Here is a 12,748-nt window from a genome sequence, read left to right on the forward strand (position 1 = left end):
ACCCTGGGGGCTCAATGCCCGCGCTCCGCACCCCCGTTGACCTGTACGACCTGTGCGGTGACATGTCCGGCGCCCGGCGACGCCAGCCAGTGCAGTGTCGCCGCGATGTCCCCTGGCGTCCCCGCACGCCCCGTCGAGGTCTCCCCGACGAGCCGGTCCCGCCGCGCCCCCTCGATCTCCCCGCCGAAGAACCCGGTGTCCTCGACATAGCCGGGCGCCACCACGTTCACGGTGATCCCGCGTGGCCCCAACTCCCGTGCCAGATCGAAGGCGTACGGATGCAGCGCGGCCTTCGACGCCGCGTACGCGCCGCTCCCGGAACCCCGGTAGGCGGCGATGGAGCTGAGGAACAGCACCCGCCCGCCGGGCGAGGCCAGCCGCTCCCGCAGGGCCTCGGTGAGCAGCACTGCGGTCAGCGTGTTGAGCCTGAAGTTGACGGTCCAGTTGTGCGCGACGGCTTCGAGCGGGTCTTCGCTGTCGACCCTGGGTTCCAGGCTCCCGTTGCCACCGGCACTGTGAATCAGTACGTCCACGGTGCCGAGCTCGGCGGCCACGAACTCGGTGACGCCGCGCACGCTGTCCGGATCAGTCAGGTCGGCCGCAAAGGTGAGCGCCCCCGGCACCGCGGCCTTCTCCAGCACATCGGCCCGTCGCCCGAGCAAGAGCACCCGGTCCCCGTCCGAGGCGAACACCTGCGCCGCCGCGAGCCCAATTCCCGTACCCCCACCGCTGATCACCACATTGCGCGCCATGATCAGATCGTACGAACCCGCAGCCGCCGACGACGCGGATCCCCCACAGGAGACATGAACTTGTCATAAGGGCAGAAGCGGGCGGTGCGCGGGTGGGAGAGAATCCGCTCAAGCCCAACGCAGTGTCACCGCAGGCTGCGCACATCCAGGTGCCGCAGTACCCGGTCCACGATCTCCGGATCCGCCCCCGGTTCGCTCCGTGCGGACAGCACCTCGTGCCGGGCCGCGCTCATCATCTCGCCCTGGATCCGGCGGAACCGCTTGATACGCCGCACCCGTTGCTCATGCCCCTCCCGCCGCTCTCCCTCGCCCAGGTCCGGGCTGATCCGCAGTCCGATGTCGAGCGCCCGCCGCCGCAGTTGCTCGGACACCTCGTCCGGCAGCTCCTCCTCCGCCTCGATCTCCTTCAGCTTCCCGCGCGCCGCCTTCGCGGCCCGTACCGCGAGCTCTCTCTCGAAGGCCTTCTCGGCCTTGGTGTCGGCGCGCACGCCGAGCCTCTTGACGAGCCAGGGCAGCGTCAGCCCCTGCACCACGAGCGTCGCCATGATCACGCCGAACGCGATGAACACGATCTCGTCCCGGTCGGGGAAGGCCGACCCGTCGTCCGTCTTCAGCGGGATCGCCAGGGCGAGGGCCACGGAGGCGACCCCTCGCATCCCCGCCCACCACATCACGACGGTCTCCCGCCAGGAGATCGGGATGTCCTCGTCGTAGTCCCGCTTGGCGTGCAGCCGCCGCGTCAGCCAGGTCGCCGGCAACAGCCACGCGAGGCGTACGAACACGACGACGCCGACGATGGCCGCGGCCCAGCCCAGCATCTCCCCCCACCGCCCCGACGCCGTCCTGATCGCGTTGTGCAGTTCGAGTCCGATCAGCCCGAACGCGACCCCGGTGACCAAGGTGTCCACCACGTCCCAGAACGACTGCCCGGCGAGCCGGATCATGACGTCGTCGGCATCGGTGGCGAACTCCGCGAGGAACAACGCCGTGACGAGTACCGCGAGCACCCCGGAGCCGCGCAGCTCCTCGGCCAGTACGTAGGAGGCGAACGGCACCAGCAGGGTCAGACCGATGTGCAGGGTGGGGTCGTCGAGCAGGCCCATCAGCTTGTTCGTGCCCCAGCCGAGGGCGAGCCCTACGGCGAGCGCGATGACGGCGGACAGCACGAAGTCGAGGCCGGCCCGCCAGGGCGAGAAGGTCCCGCTGACGGCTGCGGCGATGGCGACGTGGTACAGCACGATGGCCGTCACGTCGTTGAAGAGACCCTCGCCCTCCAGGGTCGACACCAGCCTTCGCGGCAGCCCGAGTTGTCCCGCGACGGCGGTCGCCGCGACCGGGTCGGGCGGTGCCACGAGGGCGCCGAGCGCGACGGCGGCGGCGACCGGCAGCCCGGGCACGATCGCGCTCGCGACCGTGGCCACCGCCGCGGTGGTGACGAAGACCAGCGCCACGGCCAGCAGGAAGATCGGGCGTTTGTTGGCCGCGAACTGTCTCCACGACGTGCGCCGCACGGAGGCGTAGAGCAGGGGCGGCAGCAGCGCGGGCAGGATCAGGTCCGGCGGGATGTCCACATTGGGCACGAAGTCCAGCACGGCGAGGACGATCCCGAGAAGCGTCATCAGCACCGGCGCAGGCAGCCCCAGCCGGTCCCCCACCGGGACACTCAGCACGGCCCCGAGCAACAGCGCGAACAACAGGGCCAGCTGATCCACGGTCAACGCTCCGGCAGGGTCTGGGCGATCACGATCAGGGAAGATCCAGACCCCAGCGTGCCACGCGCCTACGACAAAGCGTCGGCGACAGCCTCTCGGCCCCGCCTCAGAGCGTTTTGCGCATCGCCCGGTGCGCGATGCCGGCGTCCGGGAACTCCGCACCGTACGCCACGTACCCGAGCCGCTCGTAGAAACCCAGGGCATGCGTCTGCGCGTGCAGATCCACCGCGGCCAGTCCACGCGCGCGTGCCGCGTCCTCGATGGCGCGTACGAGCCCGGCGCCGACGCCGAGCCCGCGCGCCTCCCGCGTCACCGCGAGCCGCCCGAGCGAGCCGACCGTCAGGTCCCCGTCGGTCTTCGCGGCGGCGGCTTCGCCGAACAGCAGGCGTCCGGTACCGAGCGGCACCCCGTCCGCACGGACGGCCAGCACATGCAGTGCCCCGTCGTCGTACGCGTCATACTCGATGTCCTCGGGCACGCCCTGCTCACCGACGAAGACGTCCTTGCGCACCGCGAAGCACGCCTCGCGATCGGAGGCGTCCTCGGCGACCCACACCTGGTAGGCGGCACTCACGCGTAGCTCTCCTCACGCACCTTGTCGAGCGCCATCTGCAGGTCCTCGGGGTAGCCGCTCTCGAACTCCACCCACTGGCCGTCACCGGGGTGCTCGAAGCCGAGCCGCACCGCGTGCAGCCACTGCCGGGTGAGACCGAGCCGCTTGGCGAGCGTCGGGTCCGCGCCGTACGTCAGGTCGCCGACACAGGGATGCCGGTGCGCGGACATGTGCACGCGGATCTGGTGCGTACGTCCCGTCTCCAGCTTGATGTCGAGGAGGCTGGCGGCGCGGAACGCCTCGATGAGGTCGTAGTGCGTGACCGAGGGCTTGCCCTCCGCCGTCACCGCCCACTTGTAGTCGTGGTTCGGGTGGCGCCCGATCGGGGCGTCGATCGTGCCGCTCATCGGGTCCGGGTGGCCCTGGACCAGCGAGTGGTAGCGCTTGTCGACGACGCGCTCCTTGAACTGGCGCTTCAGCGAGGTGTACGCGCGCTCCGACTTGGCCACGGCCATCAGGCCCGAGGTGCCGACGTCGAGCCGGTGCACGATGCCCTGGCGCTCGGCGGCACCGGAGGTCGAGATCCGGTAGCCCGCGGCGGCGAGGCCGCCGATGACGGTGGTCCCGGTCCAGCCGGGGCTCGGATGTGCGGCGACGCCGACCGGCTTCATGATCACGACGATGTCGTCGTCATCGTGAACGATCTCCATGCCCTCGACGGGCTCGGCCACGATCTGCACGGGCGCGGGAGCCTGCGGCATCTCCACTTCCAGCCAGGCGCCGCCGTGCACCCGCTCGGACTTGCCGACCACCGAGCCGTCGACCGTGACCTTCCCCGCGGCGGCGAGCTCGGCCGCCTTCGTGCGGGAGAAGCCGAACATGCGGGAGATGGCGGCGTCGACGCGCTCGCCCTCCAGGCCGTCGGGCACGGGCAGGTTGCGGATCTCGGGAACGGTGCTCACTCGTCGAGTATGCCGGACGGGTCCGACACCGCCCGACCACAGCCCGAACATCAGTGCCCTTGAACGGCCTCGCAGCCCGCGCTCAGTCCTGGTGGCCGGTCTCCTGCGGACCGCACTCAGTCCTGGTGGCCGGTCTCCTGCGGACCGCACTCAGTCCTGGTGGCCGGTCTCCTGCGGACCGCACTCAGTCCTGGTGGCCGGTCCCCTGCGGACCGCACTCAGTCCTGGTGGCCGGTCCCCTGCGGACCGCACTCAGTCCTGGTGGACGCCCCGCAGACCGGCCTCAGTCCATGGACCGCCCCGCAGACCGCGCTCAGTCCTTGTGGACGGTCCCGTCCGGGTCGAGACCGCGGAAGGACAGCAGCACGATCAGGATGCCGCCGCAGACGATCGCCGAGTCGGCCAGGTTGAAGACCGCGAAATGCTTGGGCGCGATGAAGTCGACGACCGCCCCCTCGAAGACGCCCGGCGAGCGGAAGATCCGGTCGGTCAGGTTCCCGAGCGCGCCGCCAAGCAGCAGGCCGAGCGCGATCGCCCAGGGCAGGCTGTACAGCTTGCGCGCGAGCCGGGCGATCACCACGATCACGGCCGCCGCGATCACCGTGAAGATGATGGTGAAGGCCTCGCCGAGCCCGAAGGCCGCGCCCGCGTTGCGGATCGCCTCGAACTTCAGCCAGTCCCCGATGATCTCGATCGAGTCGTGGTGCTCCAGCTTCGCGACCACGATCATCTTGCTGACGAGGTCGAGGACGTACGCCAGGGCGGCGACCGTGAACAGGACGGCGATCCGCCGCTTGCCCTTCGGCCGCTCGGCCGGGACCTCACTGTCACCCGGGCCGGAACCCTCGGCAGGACTCCCGCTCTCGTCCACGCCGGAGCGCCCGTCCGTGGCCGACTCGCCCTGGGCCGACCCGTCCGAGCCGGACCGGTCGCCCGACGCCGCGTTCTCGTCGGACTGCTCCGGCCCGGACCCCGCCGCGCCTGGGATGTCCGGCGTACCGATGATGCGCTCCGCCTCTGCCACGTGAGTCCCTCAACCTAGGTTCCTGACTGAGGACGAGGGTACGACACGCCCTCTGACGCCCACGTGCTCAGGAGCCCTCCCGCGCCGATCAGTAGCGGCGCTCCTGCTTCTGCTTGCACTCGACACACAGGGTGGCGCGCGGGAAGGCCTGCATGCGCGCCTTGCCGATGGGGTTGCCGCAGTTCTCACAGAGTCCGTACGTGCCCGCGTCGAGGCGCTCCAGCGCCCGCTGGGTCTGCTCCAGCATCTCGCGCGCGTTGGCGTTGAGCGCCATCTCCGACTCACGGGTGATGTTCTTCGTACCGGTGTCCGCCTGGTCGTCGCCCGCACCGTCCCCGGAGTCCCTCATCAGGCCCGCGAGCGCCTCCTCGGACGAGGAGATCTCGGAGCTCAGCCGCAGCGCCTCGGACTGGAGCTCCGCGCGTGCCTCCGCGACCTCGTCCGGGGTCCAGGGGTCCTCGCCGGGGCGCACCGCGAGTTCACCGGGCTCCACCACCGCGGAGACCCGTGCCTTGGGGACCGCGCGGGGCTTCTTGGCCGCCGTGGCCGTTCCAGGAGTCTTCTTCGCAACCACCGTCGTGGCTCCCGTCGTCTTCGCGGCCTGGGCCGCGCCCTGGGCCGCGGACGCGACCGCCTTCTTCGCCGTACTGCTCGTACTGCTCGTACTGCCCGTGCTGCTCGTACGGCCCGTGCTGCGCGTGCTGCTGGTGCTGCTGGTGCTCTTCTTGGCGGCGCGCTTCGCACCGGCCCTCTTCGTCGTACCGCCCTTCGCAGGCGCAGACTCCTCCGGAGCGGCCTCCGCCACCGCGGCCTTCTTCCCGACGGCCTTCTTGGCCACCGCCTTCTTGGCAGCGGTCTTCTTGGCCGAAGCCTTCTTGACCCCCGTCTTCGAAGCAGCCGCCTTCGGGGCAGCTGTTTTCGAAGCAGCCGCCTTCGAAGCGGACGCCTTGGAAGCGGCCCCCTTGGAAGCAGCCGACTTCCCGGTCGCCCCGGCCGCCACCTCGGACGCCGTGGACGTCCGGGACGCCTCGCCCGCCTTGGCAGCCCTCTTGGAAGCGTTCTTCACCGGCTTGGAGCCGGTGCTCCCGCCTTCCGCCGGCGCCGCCTGCGCGCTCTTCTTCCCACTCACATCCTTGGCCGCCGGACCCGTGGATCTGCCGGACGCCGACTGCTGTACGGCGGTCTTCTTCGCCACCATGGCCGCGGCCCCTTCACATATTGTGATCTTGCTCGCGAATCGTGCTGGGACGATAAATCGACTTCCGGCCCGCGGCAACGCAGCACACCAGCGATTCGCCCGCCCCGCGGGTCCCGCACGACAAGCCTTCAAGCGTTGTGCCCAGCTCCCCGCCCGGTAATCCGCCGAGTCCGGCGTCCCAGGATCCGGACGTCGACACCTCGCCATTCGGGTCACTGCGCAGGCCACCGGGCCTCCCCGGAAAACCGGTCGGGCACTGTCCTCGCGGCGCCGTACACTGGGCGGAGCGAGAAGCATGGATGGGGACGAGTAGCGGCGTAAGCGGCCAGGAGCGACCCGGGGGCGGTGGAAGCCCGGGGGCGAGCGCGACGCGAAGATCACCCCGGAGCCGCCGGAAGAAAGCCGCAGCCCAGCTGCCAAGGCCAGTAGACCCGGTATCGCGACCCCAATGAGGGGGCTCACCGGTGCACACAGAGCACCGGAGGGCCAAGGAGGGTGGTACCGCGGGAGCGCGCCGCACACGGCGTCCGCAGCGGCTGCTAGGCAGCCGTACAGGCTCTCGTCCCTCCGACGGAAGGCAGCAAGTCCGTTGGAGGAAGCTCGCTGATGACAGCGCCGACGTACCGCCAGGTGCCCGCCCAGGTCGACCTGCCCGCCCTCGAGCACGCCGTGCTCGACCTGTGGCGCGAGCAGAAGATCTTCGCCAAGAGCCTTGAGCAGTCCGAGGGCCGCCCCGAATGGGTGTTCTACGAGGGCCCGCCCACCGCGAACGGCATGCCGGGAGCCCACCACATCGAGGCGCGCGTCTTCAAGGACGTCTTCCCGCGCTTCCGCACCATGCGCGGCTATCACGTGGCCCGCAAGGCCGGCTGGGACTGCCATGGCCTCCCCGTCGAGCTGGCCGTCGAGAAGGAACTCGGCTTCAACGGCAAGCAGGACATCGAGGCGTACGGCATCGCCGAGTTCAACGCCAGGTGCCGCGAGTCCGTGACCCGCCACACCGACGCCTTCGAGGAGCTCACGACCCGCATGGGTTACTGGGCGGACCTCAATGACCCCTACCGCACGATGGACCCCGAGTACATCGACTCGGTCTGGTGGTCGCTCAAGGAGATCTTCAACAAGGGTCTGCTGGTCCAGGACTACCGCGTCGCCCCGTGGTGCCCGCGCGACGAGACGGGCCTGTCGGACCACGAGCTGGCGCAGGGTTACGAGACGATCGTCGACCCCTCCGTGTACGTCCGTTTCCCGCTCACCTCCGGTCCGCTCGCCGGCCGCGCCGCGCTCCTGGTCTGGACGACGACCCCGTGGACGCTGGTCTCCAACACCGCGGTCGCCGCGCGCCCCGACGTCACCTACGTCGTCGCGACCGACGGCGAGGAGCAGCTCGTCGTCGCCGAGCCGCTGCTGGCCAAGACGCTCGGCGAGGGCTGGGAGACCACCGGCGAGACCTTCACCGGCGCCGAGATGGAGCGCTGGACGTATCAACGTCCGTTCGAGCTCGTGGAGTTCCCGGAGCCCGCCCACTACGTGGTGAACGCGGAGTACGTGACGACCGAGGACGGTACGGGCCTGGTCCACCAGTCCCCCGCTTTCGGTGAGGAGGACCTCAAGGTCTGCCGCGCGTACGGCCTGCCGGTCGTGAACCCGGTCCGTCCGAACGGCACCTTCGCCGAGGACGTGCCGCTGGTGGGCGGCGTCTTCTTCAAGAAGGCGGACGAAAAGCTCACCGAGGACCTCAAGGACCGCGGTCTGCTCTTCAAGCACGTGCCGTACGAGCACAGCTACCCGCACTGCTGGCGCTGCCACACCGCGCTCCTCTACTACGCGCAGCCCTCCTGGTACATCCGCACCACGGCCGTCAAGGACCGCCTCCTCCAGGAGAACGAGAACACCAACTGGTTCCCGGACACCGTCAAGCACGGCAGGTACGGCGACTGGCTGAACAACAACATCGACTGGGCGCTGTCCCGCAGCCGCTACTGGGGCACCCCGCTGCCGATCTGGCGCTGCACGGAGGACCACCTCACCGTCGTGGGCTCCCGCGCGGAGCTCACCGAGCTGACCGGCACCGACCAGTCGGAGCTTGACCCGCACCGCCCGTTCATCGACGCGGTCACGTTCCCCTGCCCCCGGTGCGCCGAAACGGCGACCCGCGTGCCGGAGGTCATCGACGCCTGGTACGACTCGGGTTCGATGCCGTTCGCGCAGTGGGGCTACCCGTACAAGAACAAGGACCTGTTCGAGTCCCGCTACCCGGCGCAGTTCATCTCGGAGGCAATCGACCAGACCCGCGGCTGGTTCTACACGCTGATGGCCGTCGGCACCCTGGTCTTCGACAAGTCGTCGTACGAGAACGTGGTCTGCCTGGGCCACATCCTCGCCGAGGACGGCCGCAAGATGTCCAAGCACCTGGGCAACATCCTGCAGCCGATCCCGCTGATGGACCAGCACGGCGCCGACGCGGTCCGCTGGTTCATGGCGGCCGGCGGCTCCCCCTGGTCCGCCCGCCGCGTGGGCCACGGCACCATCCAGGAGGTCGTCCGCAAGACGCTCCTCACGTACTGGAACACGGTCGCCTTCCAGGCCCTGTACGCGCGGACGTCCGGCTGGGCGCCGAGCGAGGCGGATCCGGCCCCGGCCGACCGCCCGGTCCTGGACCGCTGGCTCCTGTCCGAACTCCACGCGCTCACCGACCAGGTGACACAGGCCCTGGAGTCGTACGACACCCAGCGCGCCGGCAAACTCCTCTCCGCCTTCGTCGACGACCTGTCCAACTGGTATGTACGCCGCTCGCGTCGCCGCTTCTGGCAGGGCGACAAGGCGGCGCTGCGCACCCTGCACGAGGTCGTCGAGACGGTCACGCGCCTGATGGCCCCGCTGACCCCGTTCATCACCGAGCGGGTCTGGCAGGACCTGGTGGTGCCGGTCACGCCGGGTGCCCCCGAGTCCGTACACCTGTCCTCCTGGCCCGAGGCGGACCTGTCCGTCATCGACCCGGAACTGTCCAGGCAGATGGTGCTCGTACGCCGTCTCGTGGAGCTGGGCCGCGCCACGCGCGCGGAGTCGGGTGTCAAGACCCGCCAGCCGCTGTCCCGCGCCTTGGTAGCGGCAACGGGCTTCGACTCCCTCTCCCCCGAGCTCCACGCCCAGATCACCGAGGAGCTGAACGTCTCCTCGCTCGCCTCCCTCTCCGAGGTCGGCGGCTCCCTGGTCGACACCACGGCCAAGGCGAACTTCCGCGCCCTGGGCAAGCGCTTCGGCAAGGGCGTCCAGGCGGTGGCGAAGGCCGTCGCGGAGGCCGATGCCGCCGCGCTCTCCCTCGCCCTGCGCACGGGCACCGCCTCGGTCCAGGTCGACGGCGAGACGGTGACGCTGGCCCCCGATGAGGTGATCATCACAGAGACCCCCCGCGAAGGCTGGTCCGTCGCCTCGGACTCCGGCGCGACCGTCGCCCTCGACCTGGAGATCACCGAGGAACTGCGCCAGGCGGGCCTCGCCCGTGACGCGATCCGCCTGATCCAGGAGGCCCGCAAGAACAGCGGCCTCGACGTCGCCGACCGCATCGCGCTCCGCTGGACCTCCACGGACCCGAAGGTCATCGCCGCACTCGCCGAGCACTCCACCCTCATCGCCGACGAGGTCCTCGCCACAGACTTCGCCCAGGGCGAGGCGGACGACACCTACGGCACCCCGTTCACCGACGAGCCCCTGTCCCTGACCTTCCGCCTCCGCAAGGCATAAGAGGGGGTCCTAGCCCGTCGGGAGCTGGAGAGATCTCCCAGCGCCGGACGGGCTGGAGGTCTCCATCCCGTCCGGCGCTGGAGGTTTCAGCCCGTCCGGGCTGGAGGTTTCAGCCCGTCCGGGCTGGAGGACGAGCCAGTGCCATCCCGATCCCCCACCCACCCGTGAGGGCGGCACTCTTCAGCCCCGGCCGGGCGAGGGATCTTCAGCCCGTCCGGCGTTTGAGGACGAGGCCGTCCAGGCCGACAGCGGGGGTCTGGGGGCGGCAGCCCCCGGATCCGGGACGGGCAGGGGCGGAGGGGGCGAACAACCCCCCACGCCCACCCCCACCACGCACACGAGAAGGCCCGGGACCACCACAATCACAGTGGTCCCGGGCCTTCTCGCATCACGCCCCGCACAGTCGCCGACAAGCACCGCACAAAAGGGCGAGGCCCCCGAACCCGGGGGCCCCGCCCTGAACGCTGCCGACGCCTAAGGCGTACCGCAGGCCGTCAGTTGTCGTCCTCATCGATGAGGAACCCACGCATCGGCGAGGGAGCCTGCTGCATCGGCGAAGGCCCCTGCGGCCGCACCGGCGCCATCGGCTGAGTCATCGCCGGAGTCATCTGCTGCTGTCCACCGTAGGACGGCGGAGCCGGAGCCGGACCGCCCATCTGCCCACCGTAGGACGGCGCACTCGCACCGGCCGGAGCCATGGACGGCGCGGAAGGCGACGGCAGCGACGCGGTCGCCGGAACCCGCGGCGGAGCCAGCGAGTCATCGGCCTGGGTCTCCAGCTGACGCAGCTGGGACTCGAGGTAGGACTTCAGCCGGGTCCGGTACTCACGCTCGAAGCCGCGCAGATCCTCGACCTTGCGCTCCAGCGTGGCGCGGGCAGACTCCAGGGAGCCCATCGCGACGCGGTGCTTCTCCTGGGCGTCCCGCTCCAGCGCGTCGGCCTTGGCGCGCGCGTCGCGCTCCAGGCCCTCGGCACGGCTGCGGGCCTCGCCGACGATCTTGTTGGCTTCGGAGCGGGCCTCGGCGATCGCCTGGTCGGCGGTCTGCTGGGCCAGCGAGAGCACACGGGCGGCGCTGTCGCCGCCGGGGCCCTGACCGGGCTGCGGCATCTGCGGACCGTGACCGCCCATGGGGCCGCCCATCGGACCACCCATGGGTCCGCCCATCGGGCCACCCATCTGCTGCTGCATCTGCGGCTGCATCTGGCCGGGGTGCTGCTGCATCTGCTGGCCGGGACCCTGGCCCATGGGGCCCTGGCCCATCTGCCCTTGTCCCATCGGGCCCTGGCCCATCGGACCCTGACCCATGGGCCCTTGTCCCATCGGGCCCTGACCCTGCGGACCACCCTGGCCACTGGGGCCGGCGGGCAGCTGCGGCGCACCGCTGGGCAGCTGGGGCGGGCCGCCCATGGGGCCACCCATCTGCTGCTGCGGCGGGCCCGATATGCCGGCGGGTACGGGGCCACCGGGGCCACGCATGCCCTGCGGCGGACCCTGCTGCTGGTCCTGCTGCTCGGGCGGCTTACGCATGCCCTGCTGCTGGTTCTGCGCAGCCGCGCGCGTGGCCGCCGCCAGTTTGGCGCGCAGGTCCTCGTTCTCGCGGAGCAAGCGCGTCAGTTCGGCTTCGACCTCATCGAGGAAGGCATCGACCTCGTCCTCGTCATAGCCTTCTCGGAGGCGGACGGTCGTGAACTGCTTGTTCCGCACGTCCTCGGGGGTCAACGGCATCTCTTCACCTCAACGTAGTCGTCGGCATTCGGCAAGACCGTATCGTTCACACCAACACCGACCTGACGACGGTGATCAGGATGTACACGATGATCATCAGTACGAAGAAGGACAGGTCGAGCGCCACGCCCCCGAGACGCAGCGGCGGAATGAACCGCCGCAGGAGCTTGAGCGGTGGATCAGTGACAGTGTAGGTGGCCTCCAGAACGACCACCATCGCCTTGCCGGGCTGCCATGAGCGGGCGAACTGGAAGACGTAGTCCATGACCAACCGGAAGATCAGCACGATGAGGAAACACATCAGCGCGACGTAGAGAACCTGCCCGACCACGCTCATGATCCGTGCTTCCCTCTCCCCTGTTTCCGTACGTTTCCGTACCTTGACTCCGGTCCTGCGTCTCAGCTCTGGTTGAAGAACCCGCCCTCTGCGATACGGGCCTTGTCCTCCGCCGTGACATCGACGTTAGCAGGCGACAACAGGAACACCTTCTGCGTCACCCGCTCGATGCTGCCGTGGAGACCAAACACCAAACCGGCCGCAAAGTCGACAAGTCGCTTCGCATCTGTGTCATCCATCTCAGTCAGATTCATGATCACCGGGGTGCCCTCACGGAAGTGTTCCCCGATGGTACGGGCCTCGTTGTAGGTCCGGGGGTGCAATGTGGTGATCCGGTAAGGCTCCCGCTCGGACACGACCTTGGGCATGATCACCGGGGCGTTCTTCTCCATGCTTTGACGTTCTTGTGTGATGGACGCCACGGGGGCGATTCGCGCAGGACGCCCGGATTCCGCGGACAGCGAAGAGGAATGCGGCACCGAGTCACGCTGCGCCGGAGGCTGTACCACTCGTACCGATTCGTCCCGTTGGGACTGATGCGCCTGGTGTGACTGGTGCGGCGGCTCGTGCCGCCGACGGTCCCGCTCGGGCTCCGGGTCAAGCTCGGGCTCGAAGTCGTCATCGGGGTCGAAACCCCTGCCGTCGTACCCATCGTCCTCCACGAGGCCGAGGTAGACCGCCATCTTGCGCATCGCGCCGGCCATGCTCTGAGTCCTCCGCTCTGTGGTGGATCGGCTCA

General features: G+C 69.8%; 10 protein-coding genes. 1 reads left to right on the forward strand and 9 read right to left on the reverse strand.

The genetic code is table 11. The annotated features are described in order from the left end of the window. Positions 1-11 precede the first annotated feature (11 nt). The 6 genes from ACFVKT_RS33285 to ACFVKT_RS33310 all read right to left on the reverse strand — a co-directional run bounded on the left by ACFVKT_RS33285 (position 12) and on the right by ACFVKT_RS33310 (position 6,201). Positions 12-752, reverse strand: a complete 741-nt coding sequence (locus ACFVKT_RS33285; protein ID WP_385738497.1) for an SDR family NAD(P)-dependent oxidoreductase — start codon at positions 750-752, stop codon at positions 12-14. Positions 753-877: 125 nt separating this feature from the next. Continuing rightward, complete coding sequence (locus tag ACFVKT_RS33290) at positions 878-2,464, reverse strand: Na+/H+ antiporter (RefSeq protein WP_385738499.1); 1,587 nt, start codon at positions 2,462-2,464, stop codon at positions 878-880. Positions 2,465-2,570: 106 nt separating this feature from the next. Next, the gene (locus ACFVKT_RS33295; RefSeq protein WP_385738501.1) at positions 2,571-3,038 is read right to left on the reverse strand and encodes a GNAT family N-acetyltransferase; all 468 of its coding nucleotides are present in this window, start codon (positions 3,036-3,038) and stop codon (positions 2,571-2,573) included. Continuing rightward, positions 3,035-3,979, reverse strand: a complete 945-nt coding sequence (locus ACFVKT_RS33300) for an RluA family pseudouridine synthase (protein ID WP_385738503.1) — start codon at positions 3,977-3,979, stop codon at positions 3,035-3,037. Before ACFVKT_RS33300 ends, ACFVKT_RS33295 begins: the two co-directional genes overlap by 4 nt. A 313-nt stretch (positions 3,980-4,292) precedes the next feature. Further along, a complete protein-coding gene (lspA, locus tag ACFVKT_RS33305; protein ID WP_385738505.1) occupies positions 4,293-5,003 on the reverse strand; it encodes a signal peptidase II in 711 nt (236 codons plus the stop codon). A gap of 88 nt (positions 5,004-5,091) precedes the next feature. After that, positions 5,092-6,201, reverse strand: coding sequence for a TraR/DksA family transcriptional regulator (locus ACFVKT_RS33310; protein WP_385738507.1), 1,110 nt, complete (start codon positions 6,199-6,201; stop codon positions 5,092-5,094). A gap of 606 nt (positions 6,202-6,807) precedes the next feature. On the opposite strand from ACFVKT_RS33310, the gene ileS reads away from it, so the two are divergent. Then, on the forward strand, positions 6,808-9,945 hold the full coding sequence (gene ileS / locus ACFVKT_RS33315) for an isoleucine--tRNA ligase (protein ID WP_385738509.1): 3,138 nt from the start codon (positions 6,808-6,810) through the stop codon (positions 9,943-9,945). Positions 9,946-10,439: 494 nt separating this feature from the next. Here ileS and ACFVKT_RS33320 read toward each other — a convergent pair whose 3' ends face one another. The 3 genes from ACFVKT_RS33320 to ACFVKT_RS33330 all read right to left on the reverse strand — a co-directional run bounded on the left by ACFVKT_RS33320 (position 10,440) and on the right by ACFVKT_RS33330 (position 12,713). Beyond that, positions 10,440-11,672 carry a DivIVA domain-containing protein gene (locus ACFVKT_RS33320; RefSeq protein WP_385738511.1) on the reverse strand — a complete coding sequence of 411 codons (1,233 nt, stop codon included), beginning with the start codon at positions 11,670-11,672 and terminating at the stop codon, positions 10,440-10,442. Between the two features lie 46 nt (positions 11,673-11,718). Further along, entirely contained in the window at positions 11,719-12,009 is a 291-nt protein-coding gene (locus tag ACFVKT_RS33325) for a YggT family protein (protein ID WP_385738513.1), read from the reverse strand. Between the two features lie 62 nt (positions 12,010-12,071). After that, on the reverse strand, positions 12,072-12,713 hold the full coding sequence (locus tag ACFVKT_RS33330) for a cell division protein SepF (protein WP_385738515.1): 642 nt from the start codon (positions 12,711-12,713) through the stop codon (positions 12,072-12,074). Positions 12,714-12,748 lie beyond the last annotated feature (35 nt).

The organism is Streptomyces sp. NPDC127595 (assembly GCF_042671685.1).
Taxonomy (GTDB): domain Bacteria; phylum Actinomycetota; class Actinomycetes; order Streptomycetales; family Streptomycetaceae; genus Streptomyces.

What these genes read in the sequence shown, in the direction of transcription:
- ACFVKT_RS33285 (WP_385738497.1), bottom strand. Translation starts at nt 752, where the DNA reads ATGGCGCGCAATGTGGTGATCAGCGGTGGGGGTACGGGAATTGGGCTC.
- ACFVKT_RS33310 (WP_385738507.1), bottom strand. Translation starts at nt 6,201, where the DNA reads ATGGTGGCGAAGAAGACCGCCGTACAGCAGTCGGCGTCCGGCAGATCC.
- ileS (WP_385738509.1), top strand. Translation starts at nt 6,808, where the DNA reads ATGACAGCGCCGACGTACCGCCAGGTGCCCGCCCAGGTCGACCTGCCC.
- ACFVKT_RS33320 (WP_385738511.1), bottom strand. Translation starts at nt 11,672, where the DNA reads ATGCCGTTGACCCCCGAGGACGTGCGGAACAAGCAGTTCACGACCGTC.
- ACFVKT_RS33325 (WP_385738513.1), bottom strand. Translation starts at nt 12,009, where the DNA reads ATGAGCGTGGTCGGGCAGGTTCTCTACGTCGCGCTGATGTGTTTCCTC.
- ACFVKT_RS33330 (WP_385738515.1), bottom strand. Translation starts at nt 12,713, where the DNA reads ATGGCCGGCGCGATGCGCAAGATGGCGGTCTACCTCGGCCTCGTGGAG.